The organism is Xanthomonas populi, from assembly GCF_002940065.1.
Classification (GTDB): domain Bacteria; phylum Pseudomonadota; class Gammaproteobacteria; order Xanthomonadales; family Xanthomonadaceae; genus Xanthomonas; species Xanthomonas populi.
The window spans coordinates 1-25,026 of the sequence record NZ_MDEJ01000057.1; the positions used below are offsets into that span (position 1 = coordinate 1).

Here is a 25,026-nt window from a genome sequence, read left to right on the forward strand (position 1 = left end):
TGGAGCGATTACGCACACTGCCCGAACACGTCTACAACCAGATGGTCATGGGCTGAAAAACGTGGGGATACCTCAGGAGCAGGTACCTATCGCCGCAGCCGGCAACGACCAGCCACCCGCCACCGCACACGCCGGCACGTTTCTGCCGCAACTGCAGCAGGCCCCGGGCGCACTCGCGCCTCTGGATGGCTATGGCGATCTGTGCCTGGGCATGGATGCGGCGCAGGCGCGTGCTGCATAGGGCGGCGACTTGCGTGGCGAGGCGGCAACCGATGGCGGCTGCTATCTGCTGCGGCCGCAGTAGGCCGACGATGCGCGCCGTGTCGGTTTCATGTTCGAGGGCGAGCATTTTGTGCGCTATCAGACCAGCGAACCCAAAGAACTCGCACCCGGTGGCGGCAAGGTCGGCATGACGCTGGCGCAGCTGCGCACGCTGTCTCCCGATGGCCTGACCGAGCAGCCGCACAAATTACGTCCCTGGCGCAGTTACCTTGCGCTTTGCCGATGCAACGGAGCAGTCGGCGCTGGTGTTCGAAACCAATGCCCGGGGCATGGTCAGCAGCTGGCGGGTAGGGCAGCTACCGCAGGTGGATTACGTCGAGGGCTGTGGCTAAAGCGCTGCATGTAGAAGGACGGCAGCTGCGCGTGGACGCTGCCCTCTAGCCGCGTGATGCGAGTCGAACTTGCCGACTGGCCCGCTGGGTTGCAGTACCTGATCCGGCGGCCCCGTTCGCTTCCGCCAACGACGACGATGTGGAACCGCCGTATGCCTCGAAAGCCGCAGCGCTAATGCCAGATCAATGTCGACCGGGTCGTGCAGGTCAGTCGGTCAGCCGCAACTCAACGCCTAGTGCTGCTCCGATTCTGGCCCCATGTGCTGTTTCTCGGTCTCTCCGTTCTCGCCCACATCGCCCTGCGCCTGTGGTAATCCTTCCTCGTGCATCTCGCCCTTATTCGGAACTTCCGGACGGTTTTCCATCATCAGCGACAGCGCCGCCTTGGCCATCATGTGGGCGCTGATGGGCGCGGTGATAAACAGGAAGACGGTGATCAGCAATTCGCGCGGCTGTGGGTCTACGCCTAAAAACAGGTGATAGCCCACCGATGCCAGTAGCACGCAGCCCACCCCCAAGGTGCTGGCCTTGGTCGGCGCATGCAGGCGTTTGAAAAAGTCAGACAGCTTCACCAGCCCGAACGCGCCGATCAGGATGAAGAACGTGCCGACCAGCAACAGCGCGCTGAGCAGGTATTCGGTCAAGGCGATCATTCGACGATTTGCCGGCGCAACACATACTTACTGAGCACCACGGTGCTGCCGAAGCCCAGCATCGCAATCACCAACGCGGCCTCGAAGTAGATCGGCGAATCCAGATACATGCCCAGCAGCATCAACTCGGCGATGGCGGTGATGGACAGCGTATCCAACGCAAGAATGCGATCGGGCACGGAGGGTCCGCGCAGCAATCGCCACAGCGCCATCAGCATGGCCAGGCCCACCGTGTGTATGCAGATGACGATGGTCGATTCGATGAACATGTGTCCGGTCACGGAAAGATCTCCATCAGGGGCTTCTCATAGCGGGTCTTGATCTCGGCGATCAACAGGTCTGGGTCGTCCAGATGCAGCACGTGCACCAGCAGGTATTTGCGGTCGTCCGAAAGCGCCGCCGACACGGTGCCGGGCGTGAGCGTGATCATGCTGGTCAGCGCGGCGATGCCGTGGATGTTGGCGATGTCCAGCGGCACCCAGATGAAACCGGGATGGATGCGCGACTCCGGGCCGAGCACCTGGCCGGCCACCTTGATATTGGAGCGCACGATGTCGCCTGCGGCCACCAGCAACATGCGCGGCACCGAACGCAACGAGCCGATTTGTGCAAATTCGCGGTCCAGTCGTGCCGCGAAGAGCGGCACCACCCAGCCCAGCAATAAGCCGAGCACCCACTGCTGCGGCCCGAAGCTGTCGCTGAGCAGCAGCCAGAAAATGAAGACCGTCACGCTCAACGACAGGGAGGGAAACATCCGGCGCCGCAGCGGTACACGCGTGCTCATGGTTGCCTGCGTTGCGGTGCGGTGGCACGCACCTGCTCCACATACGCACCGGGGTTGCGCAGCTGCGCGCCGGCCGCATCGGTATACCGCATCAATGGGCCGGCGCCCACCGTCATCGCCACTAGGCCACTGAGCAACAACACGGTGGCGGCGGTTTCCACCGGGCGCATGCGGCCACGCCGTTGCGGTTGCAGCTCCGGCGCATCTTCCACCGCCTCTGGTACGCGCCAGAACAGGCGCACGCCGGCACGCGTCAGGCCGATCACCACCAACAGGCTGCTACCGAGAATCGCCGCCCACACCGGCGCGACCAGCCCATCGGGCACGTGCTGCAGCAACGCCGCCTTGGCCAGGAAGCCGGAGAACGGCGGCAGACCGGCCACCGCGACTGCGGCGATCATGAACATCGCGCCGGGCATGCCACGCCGCGGCAGCGGCGCGACCACTTCCTTGCGGTCGCTGGCACTGCCGCGACGCCGGCGGATCAGATCCGACACCATGAACAAGGCGGCCGCCACGAAGCTACTATGCGGCAGGTAGTACAGCCCCGCGCCCAAGGCGCCGGCGTCGTCCAGCGAGAAGGCGATGAACAGGGTCGCCGCCGAAAACACCACCAGATACGACACCATCACCCGCAGCCGCGATGCCGCCATCACCCCGATTGCGGCCATCACCAGCGTGGCGATGCCCAGCCACAGCAACGCGTGGCGACCGAAGCCATGCAGTGCGCCTGCACCGGCGCCGAACCACAGGCAGGACACGCGCAATGTCGCGTACAGCCCGACCTTGGTCATGATGGCAAATAGCGCTGCCACCGCTGCCGGCGCACGCGAGTAGGTTTCCGGCAGCCACAGATACAACGGCAGCAAGGCGGCCTTGCTGCAGAACACCAGCAGCAACAATCCCAATGCGGCTTTGGCCAACGGCACATCCTGCGCCGGTAACTCGGCGATGCGTTGCGACAGCTCGGCCATGTTGAGCGTACCGAACACACCGAACAACAAGCCCAGCGCGACCAGGAACAAGGTCGAGGCGCAGACGTTGAACACCACGTAATGCAGGCCAACGCGCATCTGCAGTCCACGCCCGCCGCTGAGCAGCAGCCCGTAGGAGGCGATCAGCATCACTTCGAAGAATACGAACAGGTTGAAGATGTCGCCGGTCAAAAACGCACCGTTCAAGCCCATCAACTGGAACTGGAACAAGGCATGGAAATGCGGCGCGCGCCGGTCCCAGCCGGCACATGCATGCAACAGGCAGGCCGAGCCCAGCATCAAGGTCGTCAACAGCATCCACGCCGACAAACGGTCGCCCATCAACACGATGCCGATACGCGCAGGCCAATCGCCCAGCAGATACACCAGCACCGTGCCTTCGGCCGCGCGCGCGAACAATGCGATCACCGCCACCGCCAGCAACACCATGCTCACCCAAGCAACAGTGCGCTGCACACGCGGCCCATAACGACGATGCTCGACAAACAGCGACGCAGATGCGCCCAGCATTGGAATCAGAATCGGCAGAATCAGCAGATGAGTCATCGCCGCGCCTCACGCGTGTCCACCCCGGTGGTGGCATCTTCGTGCGCATCCACATGATCGCTGCCGTTATCGCCGCGGCTGCGGATCGCCAGCACCAGGCTCACCGCGGTCATCGCAAACGCAATCACAATGGCGGTCAACACCAATGCCTGCGGTAGTGGGTCGGTGTAGTGCATCAGATCGGCGGGCACGTCGTCGCGCAACACCGGTGCCTGGCCGCTACGCACGCGCCCACCGGCGAAGATCAGCAGATTGGTCGCGTACGACAGGAAGGTCATCCCCAGGATCACATCGAAGCTGCGCGCGCGCAGCAACAGATAGATCGCCAATGCGGTGAGGACGCCGATCGCGCTGGCCAGTGCCAATTCCATCAATGCTGCTCCGCGGTGCGTGTCGAACGCTGGGTGGGGTCGATCTCGCCGCGCTGCGAGGTGCGCGTGCGCGAAGGTTTGATCGTGCCCATCATCGACAGCATCAACATCGCCGCACCGAACACCACCAGATACACGCCGATATCGAAGCCCAGCGCGCTGGCCAGCTCCAGCTCGCCCAACAGCGGCAGCGGAATCTCCACATGCCCGCTGCTCAAAAACGGCATGCCGAACAGCAGCGAACCGGCACCGCTGACCAGTGCGAACAACAGGCCGATGCCGATCAGGCGGATGTAATCGAAACCGAAGCGCGAATCCACCGACGCGGTGCCTTGCATCACGTACTGCATCAGCAGCGGCACCGCCAGCACCAGACCGGCGATGAAGCCGCCACCGGGCGCGTTGTGGCCGCGCAGGAACAGGAACAACGACACGGTCAGTGTCAGCGGGAACATGATCTGCGCCAGATCGGCCGGCACCGGCAACTTGATCGGCGGCCCGGGCATGCTGCGCTCCGGCGCCATGCGTGAGCGCCGCAACAGTGCATGCACCAACAGCCCGGCAATCGCGAACACGGTGATCTCGCCGAAGGTGTCGAAACCACGGAAATCCACCAGGATCACGTTGACCACGTTGTGCCCGTACGCTTCCGGCAGCGCACGCTGCAGCATCTCGCCCGCAACGGTATGGCTGGGCTGCGTCATCAAGGTGTAGGCCAAGGTCGCCAGGCCGGCGCCGCCGACGATGGCAATGGCCGCATCGCGGATCTTGCGCAAGCGCGCAGGCTCGGGCTGCGAGCGCTCGGGCAGGTAATTCATCGCCAGCAGCAGCAGCGCCAGCGTCACCATCTCCACCAGCAACTGCGTCAACGCAAGATCCGGCGCCGACAGGAACACGAAGGTCAGACTGATCGCCAGGCCGGTGCCGCCCAGCACCAACACCGCCAGCAGACGCTGCTTGTACAAAAACAGGCTGCCCATCGCACACGCCATCATCAGCAGCCACACCGTCCAACCCAGCAGCGGCATCGGCGTGGGTGCAGGCCAGGCGGGCAACGTACCGCCTTGCAGGAACGGCACCAGCGCCACTACCACCGCGCTCAGCACCAGCAACATCAGCATGCGTTGCAGATTGCCGTTGGTGACCGCATCGGTCATGCGTGCGGTGGCGGCAAACAGCGCGCGCAGATTCCAGTTGAACAGGGCCTTGCCTGGCGAGCGGTTCTGGATCGCATACAGATCCAGCGTGCGGCGCAGCGCCATGTACAACAGTGTGCCGCCCACCATGCCGGCGATGCTCATCGCCAGTGGCCAGTTCCAGCCGTGCCACAGCACCAGGCTGTACTCGGGCAACTTGTCGCCCAAGATCGCGCTGGCACCGGCGCGCAGCACCGGGGCGATGGTCCATGCCGGCACGATGCCCACCGCCACGCAGATCAGCACCAGCACCTCCACCGGAATCTTCATCCAGCGCGGCGGCTCGTGCGGGGTGGTGTCCAGATCGCGCGGGCCGTCGCCGAAGAAGGTGTCGTGCGCGAAGCGCAGGCTGTAGGCCACGCCAAGCAGACCGGCCAGCAGCGCAGCGATGCTCGCCAACACCCGCATCGTTTGCGGCGCTTCGGTTTCCAGTGCGACGGCGAAGAACATTTCCTTCGACAAAAAGCCGTTGAGCAACGGAACGCCGGCCATCGCCAGCGACGCAATGATCGCCAGCGCGCTGGTGAAGGGCATCAGGCGGCGCAGATTGCCCAGCTTGCGCATGTCGCGCGTGCCGGTCTCGTGGTCGATGATGCCGGCGGCCATGAACAACGAGGCCTTGAACACCGCATGGTTGAGGAGATGGAACACGCCGGCCACCACCGCCATTGGCGTGGACAGGCCGAACAGCATCGTGATCAGGCCCAGATGCGAAATGGTCGAGTACGCCAGCACGCCCTTGAGATCGTGCTGAAAGATCGCGTGCCAGGCGCCCAGCAGCAGCGTGATCGCGCCGACGCTGGTCACCGTGTAGAAAAACAGATCGGTGCCGGCCAACGCAGGATGCAAACGCGCCAGCAGGAATACACCAGCCTTCACCATCGTGGCCGAATGCAGGTACGCCGACACCGGCGTGGGCGCGGCCATCGCGTGCGGCAGCCAGAAATGGAACGGGAACTGCGCGCTCTTGGTGAAGATGCCCAGCAGCACCAGTCCCAACGCAGACGGATACAACGGGCTGGCGCGAATGAGATCGCCGGCTGCCAGCACCGCATCCAGCTGAAAACTGCCGACGATACGGCCGATCATCAAGATGCCGCCCAGCAATGCCAGGCCGCCGCCCGCGGTCAACACGAAGGCCATGCGCGCACCTTCGCGCGCGTCCTTGAGGTGCGACCAGAAGCCGATCAACAGGAACGAGCTGATGCTGGTGAGTTCCCAGAACAGCATCAGCAACAGCAGATTGCCCGACAACACCATGCCGAGCATCGCGCCCATGAACAGCATGAGATACGCGAAAAAGCGCGACGCGCTGTCGCGTGCGCTCAGGTAGTAATGCGCATACATCACCACCAGCGCGCCGATGCCCAGCACCAGTAATGCGAACATCCATGCCAGGCCATCGAGCCGCAACGAGAACAGCAAACCGATCTGCGGCAACCAGGCGTGTTCGCTGCGTATCACCTCACCGCGCAGCACCGCCGGTGTCAGCATCGCCAGGATCAGCAGCCCGCCCAACGGCGCGGCCGCAGCCAACCACGCAGTGATCGAACGGGATGTGCGCCAGAACAGCGCGCTGGCCGCCGCCATCACGAAGGGCAGCGCGAGCAGGATTTCCAACGAAAAAGGCATGCAGGGAACACAAGATTCGCGAGCAGTCCAGAGAGCTTAACAAAACCTTGACTGACATCCGCGTCAACGTCGTCGCTGCGCAGGCGATCAAACTCACCACTGGATCGGTGTTCGCGCCGCCGCCTTGCACTCGCTATGCTGGGCTTACCAAACCTGCATCCGAGCCCCGTGACCCCTGCCAATCCCGCGCCGTCCACTGCTGCATCTGCGCAACGCGCCCTGGTTTTTGGTGGCAGCGGGCAGATTGGCGAGCGCTTGCTGACGCGGCTGTTAAGCCGGGGCTGGCAGGTCACGGCATGGTCGCGGCAGCCGCGTGCTGCGCGTTCGGAATTGATCTGGCGGCAAGGCGATCTGTCCGTGCCGGCAGCGGCAGGCGACGCGTTCGAGGTGATCTTCAGCTGCGGCCCGCTGGATCATTTCGCGCGCTGGTATACCGAAAATCCGGTGGTTGCCCCGCGCATTGTGGCGTTCGGTTCGACCAGCGTGGAGGTCAAGGAAAAGTCGATCGATGCGGCCGAGCGCGATGTCGCCCAGCGCCTTGCGAATGCCGAACAGGCGCTGTTTTCCGCAGCGCAGGCGCGCGGCGCGACGGCCACAGTGCTGCGCCCGACGCTAGTCTACGGCGCCGGACGCGACGTTACGCTCACCCAGATCGCCGGTCTGGCGCAGCGCACCGGTGCGTTCGTGTTGCCAGCCAACGCCACCGGTTTACGTCAGCCGGTGCATGTAGACGATCTGGCCAGCGCCGCGCTGGCGGTGGTCACCCAGCGGGCCACGCAGCAGCGCAGTTATGCCGTGGGCGGTGGCGAAGTGTTGGCCTATACGCAGATGGTGGAGCGCGTGCTTGCCGCGCTGCCACGGCCGGCGCGTCTGTATCAGGTAACACCGACGCTGTTCGGGCTTGCCCTCAGCGCTGCGCAACGCTTTGGGCGTCTGCGTGGCATGAACGCGGCTGCGTTGCAGCGCATGCGCGATGACCTGGTATTCGATCTGGAACCGGCGCGCCGGGATTTCGGTTATGCGCCGCGTGCATTCCGTCCGTTGCCGGAAGAACTCGGCATCGGCGAGTGAGTCGAGTGCACGTTGCCGGACTCGGCAGATTCAGTCGCGCGCCTGCGCACCCTAAGGCACTCCCGGTGGCGGATCGAGCGACCAATCTCGCCTCTATAATGGAGCGACGGTGCAGCGTCGATCGGGTCGAACACCGCTCAGTAACGCCAACCCAACTTGCGATACAACTTGGCCAACACCCAGATCGGCCCGATCAGCAGATATGTCAGATCGGTCAGAAAGCTCGGCTTGCGGCCTTCGATCTTGTGGCCCACGAACTGCGCAATCCAGGCCAGCACAAACACCGCCACGCCCCATTTGAAAACGCCGCCCAGGCCAAGCCTGCTCTCGATCAATCGACACAGACACCAGAAGAAGAAAAAGATCCCAAGCATGCCCAGCCCCAGCGGGCGCGACAGCCGGTTGTAGTACGACCACACCGCGAACATCGACAGCGCCGCCCACACGCCGCTACTGAACCAGGTGCCGCCTACCGGGATGCACCACAGCAAGGCCACCACCGACCACACAATCGCCGGCACTGTCAGCACGTGGATCTGCTGGTTGGTGGCGTTTTGATGATCGTCGGAATAACGGGCGAAATAGCGGTCGATTGGTTGCGCGGTCGTGGTGCGTTCGGTCATGTTCCCTCCCAGTAATGACCCAAGCATACGCGCGCGGGTGGCGCTGTGGCCGCCGGCCCTTGCCACGCGCTGGTCGCGTGGCAAGGGCCGGCAATGCATCAGTTGACCGACACCGCGCTCCACGCTGCGGCAACCGCGCGCTACTGCGTGGAGGTGCTGCCCTACAGATCGGTGGCCGCGCTCAGGGTCGCCCTGCGTGCGGCCGCATCGTTGGTCGAACAGGTCATGTAGACGTCAACGCGCGGTACCAGATGCAGCTGGCTGCGGCCCGGCCGATCGACATCAACGCGGTATTGCCGTTGCACACCAGCCCGGCCGGCGTCACGTTCCAGCGGGCGCCCGAACCGAAGCCGCTCGGCCCACCGCGCCTTCGGCCAGCAGATAGTAGAAATGGTTGGCCACACCCGAGCTGTCGTGCACGTTGAGCGAGCCCAGGCTGCTGCTGTAGCAATCTGGTGAACCGCCATCCAGGCTCGGCTTGAACATGTAGCGCAACGCCAGCGTGCCGCTGCTGTTGTCGTGGACGATCTTTTCGCCAATCAGATCATTGCCCGGCTGCGCGCTGTTGTTGGCGGAGTACTCCACTCGGGCTTGATGCCGCTGTCGATCACTGCATAGACCAGCCGCGGTGCGCCTTGGCGCGCCTACAACGCCAGACTTGCGCGCGGCGCGGCGTCCTGTGCCACATCGACCTGCGCACCGGCCGCACGCACTGCCGTATCGGCATCGATGCCCGGACTGAACACCTAGTGATCCAGCATTAGCATGGCAACGGACTCATTGCGCGATCAGGAAGACCGCATAGATGTTTTCGGAAATCGTGACAGTGCCGGCTTCCAGCGAATCAACAGCGGCTGCAACGTCGGCCGCTGGCGCAGGAGGCGACGGTGAACCGGAAACCAGAGATACCTGGGTCGGCCAATTGCCAGCCTGGATGCCATAGGCGAAATTTGGTGCGACATCGGAAATCGTATAGAGGCCTTGAATGCTGACCCCATAGGCCTTTGCGAGCTCGGTGGCTGAAGCGCGCGATTGCTCGGCAGCGTCGCGTTTGAGTTGCGCGCGCAACTGGCTTTCCTTGCTGTAAGACGTCGTGATACCAGACAGCTCTATCTCACTGCTGGTTTTCAGCTCGGCCAGAAACTGGCGAACATCGTCCAAGGACTGAAAGCTGCCACCGATGCTGCGCTTGACCTCAGTGCCCTCAAAGTCGCGCACGCCTTGCTGCGAATACTTGTATGAGGGTTGGATCTGCAAAGACGATTCTTCAAGGCTGTCCTTGAGCACGTGATACCTCTTCAAAGCGGTCAAGATTTGCTCGGCCGACGCTTGGACACGCTTTCTCGCGGCTTCCGGCTGCAGATTGACTGAACGCAGATTGATGATCAGCGAAAACCGATCAGGCATCACATCGCGCTTGGCCTGCCCTTTCACCAACAAATGCGGCTGCGAAGGCAGGCTGTTGACCTGCGCTATTGCGGCGAGCGGCAGCATCAACAAGCTTGCGAGGATCCATCCGGTGATTCGATTCATCGCGTTCTTGCTTGATGAGTGGTTATGCATGCGCATCTGAACGACCGAGCGCTGCAACGTCCGCACACAGACGCTCGACCGACGCTGCCGTGGTCGCCCACGAGGTCACGAGGCGGATCACATGACTGTCGTCGGCGCGTACTTCCCAACGTTCGAAATCGTAGCGTTGCGCCAGTTGCGCGGCATGCTGCGCGCTAACGGCGATGAACTGCTGGTTGTTCGGCGAGTCGCTGGTGAACTCAGCGCCCGCAGCCAGTAAGCCGGCACGCAGTCGCTGCGCCATTGTGTTGGCGTGCGCGGCAAGCTCGAAAAACAGGCCGTCTTCGAACAATGTGGCGAACTGAGACCCCAACACCATGCCCTTGGCGAGCAGCGCGCCGCGCTGCTTGATCAGATAGCGGAAGTCGGCCTGCAATGAGGGGTTGACGATGACCAGCGCTTCGCCAAGCAAGGCGCCGTTCTTGGTGCCGCCGATATAGAACGCATCGGTCAGTGCGGCAATCGTCGGCAGATCCAGATCGTTGCCGTCGGCGGTCAGCGCTGCACCTAAGCGTGCGCCATCCAGATACAGCAGCAAGTCGTGCGCGCGACAGAAACGCGACAGCGCATCGAGTTCGGCGCGCGTGTAGATGGTGCCGCTTTCGGTGCTGTTTGAGATATAGACCAGGCGCGGTTGCACCATGTGTTCGTTGTTGTGCACGTCGAGCACCGGCTGGATCAATGCTGGCGTCAGCTTGTCGTGCAGCGCAGGCACGGTGAGCACCTTGTGGCCGGTGGCTTCGATGGCGCCGGTTTCATGCGTGGCGATGTTGCCGGCTTCGACTGCGATCTCGGCTTGATGCGGGCGCAAAAACGCGCTGATCGCAATCAGATTGGTCTGAGTGCCGCCGACCAGCAGATGCACGTCGGGCTGCGCTTGTGCGACCACGCTGCGAATCAGCGCAATGGCACGCGCAGTGTGCCGATCGGTGCCGTAGCCGGCGTTCTGCTCGGCGCTAGCCTGCGCCAACGCCTGCAGCAGGCGCGGATGCGCGCCTTCGCTGTAGTCGTTGCGGGAGCTGATGCGCGCAGCGTTTTCCTGCATGTCCATCACAGCCCCTTGGCCGCCTGGGCAACCGCGCGGAACAGTGCGCGGCCCTTGTTCATGGTCTCCTGCCATTCCAGATCCGGGTCGGATTCGTAGACCACGCCGCCGCCGGCCTGCACGTAGAGATAACCGTCCTGGATCACCGCGGTGCGGATGGCGATGGCCGTATCCGCATCGCCATGCCAGCCGATGTAACCGACTGCGCCGGAATACACGTTGCGCTTGACCGGTTCCAGCTCGCGGATGATTTCCAGCGCGCGGATTTTCGGCGCGCCGCTGACGGTGCCGGCCGGGAAGGTGGCACGCAGTACATCGCTGTAATTCAGGCCGGCTTTGAGCGTGCCGGTGACTTCGCTGACGATGTGCATGACGTGGCTATAGCGTTCGATCACGAACTGCTCGCCGACCTTGACCGAGCCCGGTTCGGCCACGCGACCGACATCGTTACGACCGAGGTCGATCAGCATCAAGTGCTCGGCGCGCTCTTTTGGATCGGCCAGCAGCTCAGCTTCCAGCGCCTTGTCCAGTTCGGGCGTGGCACCACGCGGGCGGGTGCCGGCGATCGGGCGCACGGTGACCACGCCATCGCGCAGGCGCGCCAGGATTTCCGGCGATGAGCCGACCACCTGCGTGCCGCCAACATCGAGAAAATACATGTACGGCGAGGGATTGAGCGCGCGCAAGGCGCGATACACATCCACCGGGCGCGCGCGGAACGGCACGCGCAATCGTTGCGACGGCACCACCTGGAAAATATCGCCGGCGCGCACGTATTCCTGCGCCTTGCGCACCACCGCGTGATAGTCCTCGCGGGTGAACGAGGAACGGAAATCCGATTCGTCGATGGCATCGGAAATCTGCGCCTGCGGATAACCCGCCCCACCCTGGCGCAAGCGATGCGCCAGCTCGTCCAGGCGCCGATTGGCGCGCACGTAAGCCTGCGCCTGGCGCGGGTCGGCGTGCACGATCAGGTACAGCCGGCCCTTGAGATTGTCGAACACTGCCAGCTCTTCGGAGAGCATCAGCAGAATGTCAGGCGTGCCGAGTTCGTCGGGTTTGTCGCCGCCGCCCAGGTGCGGTTCGATGTACTGGATGCACTCGAAGCCGAACCAGCCGACCAGGCCGCCGGTGAAGCCCGGCAAGCCATCCAGCTGTGGCACCGAATGCTCGGCGCGCAGGGCGTCGACTTCGGCCAGGGGGTCGGCGACGTCGCGGGTTTCCAGCACTTCGCCGTGCTCGCTGATGTCCAGCGTCTGCCCGCGGAAGCTGTACACGCGCCGCGCGGGCAGGCCGATGATCGAGTAGCGCCCGAAGCGCTCACCGCCTTCGACCGATTCGAACAGATAGGTGTAAGCGCCGTCGGCGAGCTTCAGATAGACCGACAGCGGCGTGTCCAGATCGGACAGCACATCGCGGACAACGGGAATACGGGTGTGACCTTCAGCGGCCTGGCGCTGGAACTGCTCTGCAGTGATCAAGATGACTTTCCTTCCGGGACTCTGTGTCTGTGCGGACGACGGCAACGGGCCACCATCGCCACCAGCGGCGAGCGGAAGAGAAGGAGCGTGGAGTCGTCAAGCCGGACACGCCTCTACTGTAGCGCAACTGCCGCGCAAGGGCAGCAGGCGCGAGGCGAAAGCCGCGCACATCGCGAAGCTGAGTCAGTCCAGCCTGGTGTTGTACGCCCGGCCTCTAACACCAACACGCCGCAACACCACGCTCTTCCGATTCCCCAATCCCGATTCCCCATTCCCCGCCCTCAAGCGCTGCGCAACGGGCACTCCACCGGCAAATGCATGCGCAACCGCGCCGGGACGCATTCGATACGGAAATGCCGCGAGGTCTCCGGTTCGCCGTCCAGGTTCAAGGTCAGTGGTTGGTGCGAGACCAGCTCCAGCCAGGGCAGCCGGGCGCGGACGGCGACGCGTTCCAGCGCGGCCTGTTTGCCGCCGGTGACCAGCGTGCCGAGGGTGGCAGCCACTTCGCCGTTGAGTGCGGGGACGATGGTGACGTCGAGCAGGCCATCGTCGATCAAGGCTTCCGGGCACAGTGCCTGGCCGCCGCCGGCCTGGCGTCCGTTGCCCAGGCCGAGCGCCATGAACTCGCCTTCCCAGCTGAAATCCGGGCCGCTGAAACGGGCGCTGATCGGGTCGATCCGGCCCAGCCGCGACATGCCGGTGATGAGATAGGCCAGGCCGCCAAGCATCTTCTTCAAGCCCTCGTCGGTCTCGACGGTGACCTGGGTGCCGAAACCGCCACTGGCGACATTGGCGCACCAATGCGGGCCGTGTTCGGCGTCGATGCGCAGCAGGTCGATCGGCTGCGCGGCGTGTTTGGCGATCAGGTTCAACGCGTTGAGCGGTTCGAGCGGGATGTTGGCGGCGGTGGCGAAGTCGTTGGCGGTGCCTAGTGGCACCAGGCCCAGCGAGGGCAGCGTGGCGGCGTCGGCGTCGTGATGGGCGAGTGCAGCGGCGACTTCGCTCAGGGTGCCGTCGCCACCGGCGGCGACCACGGTGTGCACGCCATCGGCAACCGCTTCGCCAACATAGCGCTCGGCGTCGCCCTCTTCCCAGGTGACCCGCACATCGAGCTGGATGCCGCGCTTGCGCAGCGCTCCCACCGCCTCACGCAGGTCCAGATTGTCGGTGGACTTGCCGTTGAGGATCAGACGCCAGTGGGACGGGGCCATGCGCGCTGCCAATGCTGTGAGGGTGATCGCCGCAGGCTAGCAGCGGGCCGCTGCGTGCATCGTGAATGCGCACTGCCACCGGGCTGTCATTGGCATGTCATCGATGACCCGGAGGATAGAAGTCCATAGCAGGGACGACGGGCGGGGGCAGGATCAGCCTCCAATTTTCTTGAAGGCCGCTCCAGCGGGAGCGGCCTTCTTTTTACGCGCCGCTGTTGCGCGCCGCGCTTGGCTCAAGCGCCAGCGGCAAATGCCGCCAGGCGCTCGCCATCGAGCCGGTACACCGTACAGCCCTCCATCGGGCGGGCGCCGACGGCCTGGTAGAACGCGATGGCCGGCTGATTCCAGTCCAGCACCCACCACTCGAACCGCCCGCAGCCACGCTTCACTGCCAACTGGGCCAAGTGCCGCAATAGTGCCAGGCCTGCGCCTTGCCCGCGCGCTTCCGGACGCACGAACAGGTCTTCCAGATACAAGCCGTTGCGGCCGAGCCAGGTGGAGTAATTGAAGAAATACACCGCAAATCCCAGCGCCTGGCCGTCCTGCTCGCACATCAACGCGTGCGCGGTGGCGCCTTCGCCGAACAGGCTGGCACGCAGGTCGTCCGGTCCGGCCTTGACCGCATCGGGCTCGCGTTCGTAGACCGCCAGTGCGGTGACCAGTTCGTGCAGCAGCTGCGCATCGTCGGGCGTGGCGGCGCGGATCTGCAGCGCGGTCTGACTCATCGCATCGCATCCACCGCCGCACGCATCTGCGCGATCACCTCGGCATAGTCGGGCGCATTGAAGATCGCCGAACCGGCCACGAAGGTATCGGCGCCGGCAGCGGCAATCGCGCCGATATTGTCGGCCTTGACCCCGCCATCGATCTCCAGGCGGATCGGCTTGCTCAGTGCATCGATCTTGGTGCGGATGGCGCGCAGTTTGTCCAGTGCCGAGGCAATGAACGCCTGCCCGCCGAAGCCGGGATTGACCGACATCACCAGCACCAGATCCAGCTCGGGCAGCACCCAGTCCATGATGTCCACCGGGGTGGCGGGATTGAGCACCAGACCAGCCTTGCAGCCATGCGACGTGATCAGCTGGATCGTACGGTGCACGTGGCGGCTGGCTTCGGGATGGAAGCTGATGGTGGTGGCGCCGGCCTCGGCAAAGTCCGGCACGATGCGGTCCACCGGCTCGACCATCAGGTGCACATCGATCGGCGCGGTGATGCCGTGCTTGCGCAGCGCCTGGCACACCATCGGGCCGATGGTGAGGTTGGGCACGTAGTGGTTGTCCATCACATCGAAGTGCACCCAGTCGGCGCCGGCCTTCAGAACGTTGTTCACCTCTTCGCCGAGGCGGGCGAAATCGGCGGACAGGATGGACGGGGCGATCGCCGTCGGTTGCATGGGCTGCTCGGAAGGGAACGGGGCGCACATTCTCGCAATCGGGATCGCAGGATGAAAGCGTTTTGCATCCGTACCCCGCTATGGTGCGTAACCACTGTACCGGCGCACTGCGCCTGATTAAGGAGAACGCATGAAAATCACCCCGCTCGCTTCTGCCGCCATCGTCCTGTTTGCCCTTGCCCCGTCCGCCTGGGCGCAAACCGGTCCGGCGGACTGGTCCGGCTTTTCGATTGGCGCCAACGTTGGCGGCGCCGACGTCAGTGGCGTCTCCGGCGGCCGCTTCGGCTTCGACACCAATCTGGACGGCCGCGACGGCGACCAGGTCAGCACCGCCACCGGCGCCGATGCGTTCTCGCCCGGGTTCTGCGGTGGGGCCGCCGCCGGGCGCACGCCGGCCAGTGGCTGCAGCAAGGACAAGGGTGGTGCCGAGTACGGCGCTCGCCTGGGTTACGACTGGCAGGCCGGAAACTGGGTCTACGGCGTGGTGGCCGAGTACACCCACAACGACCTGCGCGACAGTGTCAGCGCCTTCAGCACCACCCCGGCGCTCTACACCTTCACCCGCCAGCTCAACCGCACCGCCGCCCTGCGCGGCCGTATCGGTTATGCCTTCGGCGAGCAGGGCGATTTCCTGGCCTACTTCACTGCCGGCGTGGCACGCGGCGAGTTCGACCACAGTTTCTCCAGCAGCAACACTGCCAACAGCTTCACCAGCAGGGGTGGCGACAGCGCCGATGGCTATCAGGCCGGTGTTGGCCTGCAGCGCCGGTTGAGCGACAACGTCTCGGTAGGCGTGGAATACCTGTTCACCCGCCTGCAGGACGAAGATACCCGCGTGCGCGTGGGGCCGGGCACCGCGCCGGCGACCAACCCGTTCCTGCGCGTCAATCCGGCAGGTACCGATCTGCGTCGCACCGACACCGATTTCTCGGCGAACGCGGTGCGTCTGACGGCGACCTATCGCTTCTGAGTGTTGGTGTGTGAGTGACCCGACGCCTGGCCTCATTGGTCAGGCGTTGTTTTATTGTGTGGGTGCCGGCTTCGATTCCGGAGCGGGTTGCTGCACGGTCGGCACTGCGACCAAGCGCCAGGCCTTCGCTCAGCGCTTGCGCAGCCGCTGGATGCGATCGTAGGCGGCGTTGATCTGGCTGGCCTTTTTTTCGGCCTGACTGCGCGCCTCCGGGTCGGCATTGACCACCTTGTCTGGGTGGTAGCGCGACATTAGCCGGCGATAGGCCAGATCGATCTCGGCGCTGGTGGCGTCCGGCTCCAGCCCGAGCGCTTCATATGGATTTTCTGCGCGGCGCTTGAACCAACCGGCGTCCACTGCGTGGCCGATCGCCAGGCCGATCATCAGCCCCACCACCGGTGCCCCGCGAAACAGCAAGGCGCCGGCCAATGCACCGAGCAGTTTTCCGTACCAGGACATGGGCGATTGGGGGCGGGGAGGCAGGTTGGCGATAGTACCCGAATGCCTGCCCGGCCTGACTGACATGGTCTGCACGCGGCCGCGCGGCTGGCTTCAATAAATCCAGCGGCGCGCGCCGAAGCGCCGTACACTACGCGGCCCGCTGCCCACCCGCGGGCCCGCCGGGTCCCGGGGACAGCGTCATTGCGACGTCCTTAGGAGTGCCTGTGTCGACCACGCTGTTGCAATCCGATCTGCCCGGCCTGCCGTTGCGTCACCGTGGCAAGGTCCGCGATGTCTTCGACATTCCCCGCGACCGCCTGCCTGCCGATGCGCCCCCGGGCGACTATCTTTTGATGGTGGCGACCGACCGCCTGTCCGCGTTCGACGTGGTACTGCCCGACCCGATCCCCGGCAAAGGCGAGATGCTGTGCCAGGTCTCCAACTTCTGGTTCCACAAGACCGATCACCTGATGCCCAACCACCTGGTCGACATCCGCGTGGAGCAGGTGCTGCCCGACGGCGTGGACCCGGCGCTGTACGCCAAGCGCGCGGTGGTCACGCGCAAGCTCAAGCCAGTGCCGGTGGAAGCGATCGCACGCGGTTATCTGATCGGCAGCGGCTGGAAGGACTACCAGCGCACCGGCAAGATCAGCGGCATCGAGTTGCCCGACGGCCTGCGCCAGGCCGAGAAACTGCCCGAACCGATCTTTACCCCATCCACCAAGGCCGCCGTGGGCGACCATGACGAAAACATCGACTTCGATGCGATGGTCAAGACGGTCGGCGCGGAACTTGCCGAACGCGTGCGCGATGCGACCTTGCGCATTTACCGCGTCGCCGCCGATTTCGCCGCCGAACGCGGCATTCTGCTGGCCGACACCAAGTTCGAATTCGGCACCGACGCCGACGGCCGCCTGTACATCATGGACGAGATGCTCACCCCAGACTCGTCGCGTTACTGGCCGGCCGACCAATACGCACTCGGCACCAGCCCGCCCAGCTACGACAAGCAGTTCGTGCGCGATTATCTGGAAACTCTGGGCTGGGGCAAGACCGCACCCGGCCCCAGCCTGTCGGCAGAGGTGATCGAACGCACGCGCGTGAAATATGCAGAGGCGCTGCAGCGGTTGGCGGGCATTTCGGTTGATTGATTGTTGAAGGGCCGCCTCACGTTCCAAGTGCAAGCCTTTTCAGCAAGTAGGGTATGCACATGTCAAAACGCTATTGTCACCTAAGCGCGGAAGCGCGCGCGATGCTCCAGATCAAGGCGGGGCGAGGGGCGAATTCAACTCTGATTCGCAACGCTGTTGAGGACCTCCTCGGAGAAGACTTCGAGGGGGTGTGAAGCCGGGTATCTTGCGCCACTGATTGGAGAGCCGCTGCTCGATCCATCGCAGGTGCGCATCGGCGATGGCGCTGAAATCGGTTTGTCGTGGCAAGTACTGGCGGGTCAACCCGTTGGCATTTTCATTGCTGCCTGGCTGCCATGCGCAGAACGGATCTGCAAAATTGTGCTGGGTGCACGCTCCAATACACGGGCGATGGCCCGCATCGACAGGCCGGTTTCATACAACGCATGCGTCAACAAGGCCGACCCTGAAAGAAATTATGAACGCCCCGATGGTGCGGAAAAGCGCTGAGCGCATCCGCAACGCGACACCATTGAAGGCGCCCGCATCTGCGGGCGCTTTTCGGTTCAGCAACCGCACGCAACAGGTGCGTAAGCGATCTGTGCACATCCTCTCAACGCTGAGTGCGTAGGCTGTGGGTAGCACATCGAACCCGACCAGCACCGCTGGGACGGTTCTTCTGGCGCACCAAACGGTACTGGCCCAGGTCAGCATCCGCCAACGCCCAGAGTGCGATGCAACACAGCAAGCGAGCTGATCCAGTGGCTCAATCAATGACCACGTCTGCCTTGGACTGGCGTGGCAGCCGTTGCAAAACCTTGCACTGCGTTGCCTTTCGGCAGTCCCGACCAGGTGACCGAACCACATCATGACGCTTGGCACTGGCGTATTCCGTAGTTGCTATGCGTACTTCGGTCACACGCCGCGCGGCGGGCTCGACATTGGGGAGAGAGCGACGCTCGGCCCTAGTGGCGATGACACCGGTGTGCAATCTCGACGTGGCGAGCGGTGTGCTTTCGCGCCGTCGTCACAATTCTCAACTGAACATGTATCAGCCTTTGCGGACAGAAGCGCTCATGGATCCTCTTTCTTGCGCCATCATCGACGACGACGTGGAGTTCTGCGATCAAGTGATTGAGTTAGCCACCGATAGCGGCTTCCGGGCCAAGGGCATGCACAGCCTTGGCGAAGCCAGCCGTTGGCTGGACAGCAATTTCCCCGATTTACTGGTCGTGGATGTTGGTCTGCCCGACGGCAGCGGTTTTGATCTCATCGAACGGCTCGACCCGGATCACACGCCGCAGATCGTGGTGGTGTCGGGCGATTACGCCTATGAAACCCGGGGCCGTGCGCAACAGTTCGGTGTCAGCGAGTTCCTGACCAAGCCATTCGCGCCAGAACGCCTGGAGCGTGTGCTCGGTGGTCTGCGTGAAGCGCAGCAGGGCAATCTGGGCATCATCGGCAACAGCGACAGCATCGTACTGCTGCGCAAGGACATCGTGCGTGTGGCGCCAACAGACTTGAACGTGCTGGTGACCGGCGAGACCGGTACCGGCAAGGATCTGGTTGCGCGTGCCATCCATCGTGCCTCCGGGCGGCGCGGTCGTTTTGTGCCGGTCAACTGCGGCGCCATTCCGGAAGAATTGCTGGCCAGCCAGCTGTTCGGTCACGAGCGCGGCAGCTTCACCGGCGCCGATCGTCGCCACGCCGGCTTCCTGGAGCAGGCCGCCGACGGCACGCTGTTCCTGGACGAAATCGGCGAGATGCCCAAGCGTCTGCAGGTGTATCTGCTGCGTGCGATCGAATCGCGCAGCTTTGTCCGGGTGGGCGGCAACGAAGAAATTCCGCTCGATACGCGCGTCGTCGCTGCTACCCATCAGCATGTGCAACGCGAACACGCGGTGCTGCGTGAGGACCTGTTCTACCGGCTCAACGAATATCCGATCCAGGTGCCGCCGCTGCGTGAACGGCGTGGTGATGCGCGGCTGTTGGGCTTGCGCGTGATCGACGAGCTCAACGTCAAGTACGGCACGCGCAAGCTGCCGACCCAGTCATTGCTGCGCTATCTGGCATATCACACGTGGCCGGGCAACGTGCGCGAGCTGCGCTCGTTCATCCGCTGTCTGTACCTGCGCTCCGATGGCGACCTGTTGAGCGCGCCGGACGTGGAGCAGACCGTGCCGCAGGCCGACGAGGACGGATTGTTGATTCCTGCAGGCATGGACCATGCGCCAGGCCGAGGGCGCGATGATCGAAGCGGCCCTGGCACGCACGCGCTTCAACAAGAAGGCCGCTGCACGCGAGTTGGGCATCAGCGTACGCACCTTGCACAACCGGCTCAGCGACAAGGACGCGTAGTGGGCGATACATCCGACGGGCAGCGGCGCGAGCTGCTGCACCAACTGCGTAATCGCCTCAACGTGATGGGTTTTGCGCTGTATTCCTTGCGCAACGATGTCTCCAAGCCGCTGGAGAGCTTGCGCACCGCGCACCAGTCTGCGGTCGAGCTGCTCAATCAACTGGGCGAAGAAGAGCGCGCCCCGCCGCAGATCAAGGACACCCAGGCCGGCACTGCCGACCGGTGACGGCCGGTCGGTGATCTGCGGCCAGGTGGTCGGTCAGTAATGCTCGGCTGGCTGGGATTGGTCGCTCAGCAGTGTGGTGATCGTATGCGTGTTGTACGGCTTCATGCAGTACGACAGATGTGCAAAGCGTGGTGGCAGCGTGTAGCGATCGTAGCCGGAGCAGAACGAGAACGGTACCCCGCGTTCCAGCAATGCATCGGCCACCGGAAACACAGGCTGGCCACGTACATTGACGTCGAGCAACGCACCATCGATGGCCTCTCCCGAAGTCACCAGTGAGAGCGCGTCGGGTACATTGCCCACTGGCCCGACCACGCGAACGCCAGCGTCCATCAGCAAGTCGTTGAGCGACTCGGCAAGCAGATAATCGTCCTCTACCACGAGGATGCGGCGGCCGTGCAGTGTATTGTTAGACATGAAAGACTCCGGAACATGATGCAGTCTGACGACGCACGCCAACATCGTGTGCGCACTATGCGTTAATAACGCGCGTAAGCAAGCGCTTCAAAGAGCGATCTCTTCAATCTCTGGGCCACATGCATACGCGCGTGGATGTCTACACGGCTTTGGTTCATCATCATCAACGACGACCTTTCTGTCTTGCACCGACGATGTGATTTCTGTCATGACTAATAATGCTGCTCTCCAAGACGTCGTTGCGCCTGATGCCCCGGCGCAGGTGCCCCTGTTCGTTCTCGGGATAGGCGCACCGGGGCTCGATGCTGCCCGCCTGGCCGAACTGCTCGATACAGTAGCAGGGTCACCCAATCTGGCCATCATGTTGTTGCTGCGCGATCGCCAATTGCTGGACGAAGACTGCCTGCGCGCACTGCTCGGCGATCAGGCGAGTCTGTTGCTGGTGCCCAAAGACGGCGACCAACTGCAGCCCGGGTGTTTCTATCTGCCCCCCAGCGATACCGTGGTGACGTTGGAAGAAAACCGCGTGCGTCTGCGCGCTTTGCTGGAAGGCGAAAGCGACCATGGCTTGATCGATACCTTCTTCGTGTCGATGGCGCACGACCAGGATGGCAATGTGATCGGTCTGATCATGGGCCGCTTCGATGGCGATGGCACGCTGGGGACCGCAGCCATCAAGGAATGCGGTGGGCTTGCGCTGGTGGTGGACGATCCTGCCTTGCAGGCGCTGGATCTGCGCAGCGCAAGCAACGCGGCCGCGATCACCGACGATATTTTGCCGCTGCCAGCTGTCGCAGCGCGCATCGCCGCCCATATGCAGCGCCATCACGGTCTCGGTCATCCCGCCCCAACGGGTGTGCGTACTGGCAGCGAGAACGATCAACTGAGCCAAGTGGCCGGCATCCTGCGCAATACTACTGGGCACGATTTCCACGGTTATAAACGCGCGACATTCTTGCGCCGCGTGCAACGGCGCATGCAGGTCGTGCAGGTGGATACGCTGGACCAGTATCTGGAGGCGCTGCGCAACCGCTTCGACGAACCGCTGCAGTTGTTCAACGATCTACTGATCGGTGTGACCCAGTTCTTTCGCGACCGCCGCGAGTTCGAATTTCTGGAGCAGCAGGTGATTCCGCGCCTGTTTCAGGGCAAGCACGCTGGCGACAGCCTGCGTGTTTGGGTGCTGGGTTGCTCTACCGGCGAAGAGGCGTATTCGTTGGCGATGCTGCTGCGCGAGCACGCCGAAACGCTGGATGCCGCGCCACGCATCCAGATCTTCGCCAGCGATATCGATGGGCGTGCATTGGCGGCGGCGCGGGTAGGGCGCTACACCTCAAGTATTGTTGCCGAGGTTGCGCCGGCGCGCTTGCGGCGCTGGTTCGTCAAGGAAGGCGATACCTATGTGGTGAGCAAGGAACTGCGCGAGTTGTGCGTGTTTTCCCAGCACAGCATCGTCAAGGACCCGCCGTTCTCGCGGCTGGATCTGGTGTCGTGCCGCAATCTGCTGATCTACCTGGATGCCGAACTGCAGAACCGGGTGATCCCGATCTTTCATTTCGCGCTACGGCCTGGTGGTTATCTGTTTTTGGGCAACGCCGAAAACGTCTCGCGCCATGCACAGTTGTTCGCGCCGGTGGAACGCAGCTTCCGTGTCTTTCAGCGCATCGATGCCGAGAACAACGTGCATGCCACCTTCCCGAACATGCCGCTTGCCGCAGCCGGCAGGGTGCCGGCACCGCCGCAGCGGCAGCGTACTTCAAGTAATGCGTTGGTGCGTGCCGGCGAGCGCATTGCCCATCGGTACGCGCCAGCGTATGTGGTCCTGGATGAGCATTTCGATGTACTGCATTTCTCCTCGCAGGCCGGGCGCTTCATTCGTCCGGGCAGCGGGGCGCCGAGTCTCAACCTGCTCAACCTGATCCATCGCGATCTGCGCCTGGATCTGCGCAGTGCGCTGAGCCGCGCCGAATCGGACCAGTCGCCGGTGCATGTCAACGGAATTCAGGTGCATGAAGATGCCTCGAGCTGGGCGGTGGATCTGTTTGTGGAGCCGACGTCCGACTCGGAGGTGCCGCGCGGGTATGTGGTGCTGTTCCAGGAAGTGGGAGCGCGCGAGCCGGTGGAGCTGCCCAGACCACACGACACCGTCTCTGGCGACGCGCATGTGCAGGTGCTGGAAAACGAACTGCGCATCACCCGCGAGCGGCTGCAGTCGATGATCGAGGAGCTGGAAAGCACCAACGAAGAGCTCAAGTCCTCCAACGAGGAATACCAGTCGCTCAACGAAGAGATGCAGAGCGCCAATGAGGAACTGGAAACTTCCAAGGAAGAGCTGCAGTCGGTCAACGAGGAAGTTACCACGGTCAATGGAGAGCTTGCCCATCGTGTGCAGGAGCTTGCGCAGACCAACAGCGATCTGAAGAACCTGCTGGAAAGCACCCAGATCGCTACAGTGTTTTTGGACAACGAACTGCGCGTCACCAACTTCACGCCTGCGGTCACCGATATCCTGCCGTTGGTGGAAAGTGATATCCATCGGCCGATCAGCAACATCAAGCTGCATGTGGACTACGACGAACTGCAGGACGATGTGCACCGGGTCATCCGCACACCGGCCGTGCTCGATCGCGAGGTGGAAAATCCAATAACGCACGCGCGTTACATCGTGCGTTTGTTGCCGTATCGCACTGTGCACAACTTCATCGGTGGTGCGGTGCTCACGTTTGTGGACGTGACCCCGCTGAAACTCGCCGAGCAGGCCTTGCGAAGCAGCGAGCAACGCTTGCGCACCTTGATGGAAGGCATTCCGCAGTTGGTGTGGCGCGCGCTCGATGGCGGGCACTTGACCTGGTCCAGCCCACAGTGGTCGCGCTATACCGGGTACAGCGATGGCGACAGTCTGGAACATGGCTGGCTGCAAGCGGTGCATCCGGACGATCGCGCGCTGACGATGGTTGCCTGGCACGACAGTCTGCACAGCGGTGAGCTGGATGTGGAGCATCGCCTGTACAACGCTACCGAGCAGAGCTATCGCTGGTTTCATACCCGTGGTGCGCCGGTGCGCGACGAGCGCGGCCAGGTCGTGGAATGGCTGGGCACGTCCACAGAATCAGATAATCTGCGCCGCCTGCAGGAACAACAGCGCGTGCTGGTGAGCGAGTTGCAGAACCGCACCCGCAACCTGATCACGGTGGTGCAATCGGTGGCCAAGCAGACCGTGCAGACCAGCCAGAGCATGCCGGAGTTTGCAAGCAAGTTCGACGACCGGTTGTCGGCGTTGTCGCGTGTGCAGGGGCTATTGTCGCAGTCGGACAATATGCCGACCACCATCGGTGCGCTGCTGCACATGGAACTGGATGCGCTCGGTGCCGAGCCGGATCAGCGGCGCATCGTGGTCGAAGGCCCGGACGTGGCGTTGCGCAAATCCACCGTGCAGACACTGGCACTGGCATTGCACGAGTTGGCCACCAACGCACTCAAGCATGGCGCGCTTGCGGTGGAGACCGGCACCTTGTCGATCCGATGGTATGTCGTGTCCAGCGAAGGTGCACCGGCGCGCTTGGTACTGCAGTGGGTCGAGGAAGGCGCAAGTAAAAATTTGCATCACGACCGCGATGAGGCTTGTGGATTCGGTCGCCGCCTGATCGAAAAAGCCTTGCCCTATAGCCATGGCGCGCGGACGCGTTACGAGCTCAGCGATACGCGGCTGGAGTGCGAGATCCAGCTGCCGCTCAATGCGATGCATGGTTGAGGTGTGCCGCACCCGGTCTAACGCGTAGATGGCTGTCGCTGTGTGTTGATCGGATCAACAGATGGAGCTAGCTGCCATCTTTCAAGCACTGACGCGTACATTTGATGGATGCATGATTGTAGCGATGCAGAGGTTGCGTTCGCTCTGGCCACTGAAAGGCGAGCGCGCTATCGCGCGCATGCTATCCAATCGCTGCGCATCGTAGCGAACTCTGTCGCGCTGGACGGCAGTTGCAGCCGTATGCAGACCTGCATGCATACTTAGAGCGGCTAACAACACTACTGCGCAGCCGCCAGGCGGGCGCGGCCGGTGCTCGGAATCGGCATGTACCACTCGTACACTCCGGTTCTGAGCGCGCCGTCCGCACCCACCTGACGACTGCTCGCTACGTTTTGTTAGCCGCTCTTACCCGTCACGGAAAATACTGCGCAACAGTGCACATCTTGGCGACCTATTCGATCGTCGCTATGGCCTGTTAACACATACGAAGCCCTTCAACGATCAGGACGAAGCTCAGGAATCCGAGGAACATGACGTCGAGCTTC

20 protein-coding genes, 1 other RNA gene and 4 pseudogenes are annotated in these 25,026 nt (G+C 63.3%); 8 read left to right on the plus strand and 17 right to left on the minus strand.

What is annotated here, in order from left to right; translation table 11 throughout:
- Positions 1–76 precede the first annotated feature (76 nt).
- Positions 77–614: pseudogene (locus XpopCFBP1817_RS10875) on the plus strand (lectin); the annotation flags it as partial.
- A gap of 233 nt (positions 615–847) precedes the next feature.
- On the opposite strand, the gene XpopCFBP1817_RS10880 reads toward XpopCFBP1817_RS10875, so the two are convergent.
- The 6 genes from XpopCFBP1817_RS10880 to XpopCFBP1817_RS10905 are packed head-to-tail and all read right to left on the minus strand — an operon-like array spanning position 848 to position 6,791.
- Positions 848–1,267 (minus strand): Na+/H+ antiporter subunit G, encoded by a 420-nt coding sequence (locus XpopCFBP1817_RS10880; RefSeq protein ID WP_128417145.1) that lies wholly within the window; start codon positions 1,265–1,267, stop codon positions 848–850.
- Entirely contained in the window at positions 1,264–1,548 is a 285-nt protein-coding gene (locus XpopCFBP1817_RS10885; protein WP_128417146.1) for a K+/H+ antiporter subunit F, read from the minus strand. The genes XpopCFBP1817_RS10880 and XpopCFBP1817_RS10885 overlap by 4 nt, the downstream gene beginning before the upstream one ends.
- Positions 1,545–2,051: a Na+/H+ antiporter subunit E gene (locus tag XpopCFBP1817_RS10890; protein WP_128417147.1), complete on the minus strand. Its 507-nt coding sequence runs from the start codon at positions 2,049–2,051 to the stop codon at positions 1,545–1,547. The genes XpopCFBP1817_RS10885 and XpopCFBP1817_RS10890 overlap by 4 nt, the downstream gene beginning before the upstream one ends.
- On the minus strand, positions 2,048–3,592 hold the full coding sequence (locus tag XpopCFBP1817_RS10895) for a monovalent cation/H+ antiporter subunit D (RefSeq protein ID WP_128417148.1): 1,545 nt from the start codon (positions 3,590–3,592) through the stop codon (positions 2,048–2,050). The genes XpopCFBP1817_RS10890 and XpopCFBP1817_RS10895 overlap by 4 nt, the downstream gene beginning before the upstream one ends.
- Entirely contained in the window at positions 3,589–3,963 is a 375-nt protein-coding gene (locus XpopCFBP1817_RS10900) for a Na+/H+ antiporter subunit C (RefSeq protein ID WP_128417149.1), read from the minus strand. Before XpopCFBP1817_RS10900 ends, XpopCFBP1817_RS10895 begins: the two co-directional genes overlap by 4 nt.
- Positions 3,963–6,791 (minus strand): monovalent cation/H+ antiporter subunit A, encoded by a 2,829-nt coding sequence (locus XpopCFBP1817_RS10905; protein ID WP_128417150.1) that lies wholly within the window; start codon positions 6,789–6,791, stop codon positions 3,963–3,965. The genes XpopCFBP1817_RS10900 and XpopCFBP1817_RS10905 overlap by 1 nt, the downstream gene beginning before the upstream one ends.
- A gap of 168 nt (positions 6,792–6,959) precedes the next feature.
- On the opposite strand from XpopCFBP1817_RS10905, the gene XpopCFBP1817_RS10910 reads away from it, so the two are divergent.
- The gene (locus XpopCFBP1817_RS10910) at positions 6,960–7,862 is read left to right on the plus strand and encodes an NAD-dependent epimerase/dehydratase family protein (RefSeq protein WP_167393906.1); all 903 of its coding nucleotides are present in this window, start codon (positions 6,960–6,962) and stop codon (positions 7,860–7,862) included.
- A 137-nt stretch (positions 7,863–7,999) separates the two neighbouring features.
- Here the strand turns inward: XpopCFBP1817_RS10910 and XpopCFBP1817_RS10915 are convergent, their stop codons facing one another.
- The 8 genes and pseudogenes from XpopCFBP1817_RS10915 to rpe all read right to left on the minus strand — a co-directional run bounded on the left by XpopCFBP1817_RS10915 (position 8,000) and on the right by rpe (position 15,187).
- Positions 8,000–8,485: an Mpo1 family 2-hydroxy fatty acid dioxygenase gene (locus XpopCFBP1817_RS10915; protein WP_128417152.1), complete on the minus strand. Its 486-nt coding sequence runs from the start codon at positions 8,483–8,485 to the stop codon at positions 8,000–8,002.
- A gap of 140 nt (positions 8,486–8,625) precedes the next feature.
- Positions 8,626–9,070 (minus strand): annotated as a pseudogene (locus XpopCFBP1817_RS10920) (M4 family metallopeptidase); the annotation flags it as partial.
- 192 nt (positions 9,071–9,262) lie between these two features.
- A complete protein-coding gene (locus XpopCFBP1817_RS10925; protein WP_128417153.1) occupies positions 9,263–10,018 on the minus strand; it encodes an SIMPL domain-containing protein in 756 nt (251 codons plus the stop codon).
- A 22-nt stretch (positions 10,019–10,040) separates the two neighbouring features.
- Entirely contained in the window at positions 10,041–11,108 is a 1,068-nt protein-coding gene (locus XpopCFBP1817_RS10930) for a threonine aldolase family protein (protein WP_128417154.1), read from the minus strand.
- Positions 11,108–12,583: an anthranilate synthase component I gene (gene trpE / locus XpopCFBP1817_RS10935; protein ID WP_128417155.1), complete on the minus strand. Its 1,476-nt coding sequence runs from the start codon at positions 12,581–12,583 to the stop codon at positions 11,108–11,110. Before trpE ends, XpopCFBP1817_RS10930 begins: the two co-directional genes overlap by 1 nt.
- A 281-nt stretch (positions 12,584–12,864) precedes the next feature.
- Positions 12,865–13,794, minus strand: coding sequence for a lipid kinase YegS (gene yegS, locus XpopCFBP1817_RS10940; RefSeq protein WP_128417156.1), 930 nt, complete (start codon positions 13,792–13,794; stop codon positions 12,865–12,867).
- A gap of 233 nt (positions 13,795–14,027) precedes the next feature.
- Positions 14,028–14,519, minus strand: coding sequence for a GNAT family N-acetyltransferase (locus XpopCFBP1817_RS10945; protein ID WP_128417157.1), 492 nt, complete (start codon positions 14,517–14,519; stop codon positions 14,028–14,030).
- Positions 14,516–15,187 carry a ribulose-phosphate 3-epimerase gene (gene rpe / locus XpopCFBP1817_RS10950; RefSeq protein WP_128417158.1) on the minus strand — a complete coding sequence of 224 codons (672 nt, stop codon included), beginning with the start codon at positions 15,185–15,187 and terminating at the stop codon, positions 14,516–14,518. The genes XpopCFBP1817_RS10945 and rpe overlap by 4 nt, the downstream gene beginning before the upstream one ends.
- A gap of 130 nt (positions 15,188–15,317) precedes the next feature.
- Between rpe and XpopCFBP1817_RS10955 the strand changes: the two genes are divergently transcribed.
- On the plus strand, positions 15,318–16,157 hold the full coding sequence (locus XpopCFBP1817_RS10955) for an outer membrane protein (RefSeq protein WP_128417159.1): 840 nt from the start codon (positions 15,318–15,320) through the stop codon (positions 16,155–16,157).
- Between the two features lie 129 nt (positions 16,158–16,286).
- On the opposite strand, the gene XpopCFBP1817_RS10960 is transcribed toward XpopCFBP1817_RS10955, so the two are convergent.
- Positions 16,287–16,616: a J domain-containing protein gene (locus tag XpopCFBP1817_RS10960; RefSeq protein WP_128417160.1), complete on the minus strand. Its 330-nt coding sequence runs from the start codon at positions 16,614–16,616 to the stop codon at positions 16,287–16,289.
- 206 nt (positions 16,617–16,822) lie between these two features.
- On the opposite strand from XpopCFBP1817_RS10960, the gene XpopCFBP1817_RS10965 reads away from it, so the two are divergent.
- Positions 16,823–17,749: a phosphoribosylaminoimidazolesuccinocarboxamide synthase gene (locus tag XpopCFBP1817_RS10965; protein ID WP_167393907.1), complete on the plus strand. Its 927-nt coding sequence runs from the start codon at positions 16,823–16,825 to the stop codon at positions 17,747–17,749.
- A 134-nt stretch (positions 17,750–17,883) separates the two neighbouring features.
- Here XpopCFBP1817_RS10965 and XpopCFBP1817_RS22940 read toward each other — a convergent pair.
- Positions 17,884–18,148, minus strand: a pseudogene (locus XpopCFBP1817_RS22940) (transposase); the annotation flags it as partial.
- 656 nt (positions 18,149–18,804) lie between these two features.
- On the opposite strand from XpopCFBP1817_RS22940, the pseudogene XpopCFBP1817_RS10980 reads away from it, so the two are divergent.
- Both XpopCFBP1817_RS10980 and XpopCFBP1817_RS10985 read left to right on the plus strand, forming a co-directional pair.
- Positions 18,805–20,086: pseudogene (locus XpopCFBP1817_RS10980) on the plus strand (sigma-54-dependent transcriptional regulator).
- Positions 20,086–20,313: a hypothetical protein gene (locus XpopCFBP1817_RS10985; RefSeq protein WP_128417163.1), complete on the plus strand. Its 228-nt coding sequence runs from the start codon at positions 20,086–20,088 to the stop codon at positions 20,311–20,313. The pseudogene XpopCFBP1817_RS10980 and the gene XpopCFBP1817_RS10985 overlap by 1 nt, the downstream one beginning before the upstream one ends.
- Before the next feature lie 33 nt (positions 20,314–20,346).
- Here the strand turns inward: XpopCFBP1817_RS10985 and XpopCFBP1817_RS10990 are convergent, their stop codons facing one another.
- Positions 20,347–20,730 (minus strand): response regulator, encoded by a 384-nt coding sequence (locus XpopCFBP1817_RS10990; RefSeq protein ID WP_128417164.1) that lies wholly within the window; start codon positions 20,728–20,730, stop codon positions 20,347–20,349.
- A 208-nt stretch (positions 20,731–20,938) separates the two neighbouring features.
- Between XpopCFBP1817_RS10990 and XpopCFBP1817_RS10995 the strand changes: the two genes are divergently transcribed.
- Together XpopCFBP1817_RS10995 and XpopCFBP1817_RS11000 are read left to right on the plus strand one after the other, a co-directional pair.
- Entirely contained in the window at positions 20,939–24,481 is a 3,543-nt protein-coding gene (locus XpopCFBP1817_RS10995) for a CheR family methyltransferase (RefSeq protein WP_128417165.1), read from the plus strand.
- Positions 24,482–24,805: 324 nt separating this feature from the next.
- Positions 24,806–24,882, plus strand: a non-coding RNA gene (locus tag XpopCFBP1817_RS11000) — sX9 sRNA.
- Positions 24,883–25,026 lie beyond the last annotated feature (144 nt).

Excerpts from the sequence above, each read along its gene's own strand:
- XpopCFBP1817_RS10905 (WP_128417150.1), bottom strand. The coding sequence starts at position 6,791 with ATGCCTTTTTCGTTGGAAATCCTGCTCGCGCTGCCCTTCGTGATGGCG.
- XpopCFBP1817_RS10960 (WP_128417160.1), bottom strand. The coding sequence starts at position 16,616 with ATGTCCTGGTACGGAAAACTGCTCGGTGCATTGGCCGGCGCCTTGCTG.
- XpopCFBP1817_RS10895 (WP_128417148.1), bottom strand. The coding sequence starts at position 3,592 with ATGACTCATCTGCTGATTCTGCCGATTCTGATTCCAATGCTGGGCGCA.
- XpopCFBP1817_RS10945 (WP_128417157.1), bottom strand. The coding sequence starts at position 14,519 with ATGAGTCAGACCGCGCTGCAGATCCGCGCCGCCACGCCCGACGATGCG.
- XpopCFBP1817_RS10915 (WP_128417152.1), bottom strand. The coding sequence starts at position 8,485 with ATGACCGAACGCACCACGACCGCGCAACCAATCGACCGCTATTTCGCC.
- yegS (WP_128417156.1), bottom strand. The coding sequence starts at position 13,794 with ATGGCCCCGTCCCACTGGCGTCTGATCCTCAACGGCAAGTCCACCGAC.
- XpopCFBP1817_RS10890 (WP_128417147.1), bottom strand. The coding sequence starts at position 2,051 with ATGAGCACGCGTGTACCGCTGCGGCGCCGGATGTTTCCCTCCCTGTCG.
- XpopCFBP1817_RS10925 (WP_128417153.1), bottom strand. The coding sequence starts at position 10,018 with ATGAATCGAATCACCGGATGGATCCTCGCAAGCTTGTTGATGCTGCCG.
- XpopCFBP1817_RS10880 (WP_128417145.1), bottom strand. The coding sequence starts at position 1,267 with ATGATCGCCTTGACCGAATACCTGCTCAGCGCGCTGTTGCTGGTCGGC.
- XpopCFBP1817_RS10900 (WP_128417149.1), bottom strand. The coding sequence starts at position 3,963 with ATGGAATTGGCACTGGCCAGCGCGATCGGCGTCCTCACCGCATTGGCG.
- XpopCFBP1817_RS10955 (WP_128417159.1), top strand. The coding sequence starts at position 15,318 with ATGAAAATCACCCCGCTCGCTTCTGCCGCCATCGTCCTGTTTGCCCTT.
- XpopCFBP1817_RS10930 (WP_128417154.1), bottom strand. The coding sequence starts at position 11,108 with ATGGACATGCAGGAAAACGCTGCGCGCATCAGCTCCCGCAACGACTAC.
- rpe (WP_128417158.1), bottom strand. The coding sequence starts at position 15,187 with ATGCAACCGACGGCGATCGCCCCGTCCATCCTGTCCGCCGATTTCGCC.
- XpopCFBP1817_RS10995 (WP_128417165.1), top strand. The coding sequence starts at position 20,939 with ATGACTAATAATGCTGCTCTCCAAGACGTCGTTGCGCCTGATGCCCCG.
- XpopCFBP1817_RS10990 (WP_128417164.1), bottom strand. The coding sequence starts at position 20,730 with ATGTCTAACAATACACTGCACGGCCGCCGCATCCTCGTGGTAGAGGAC.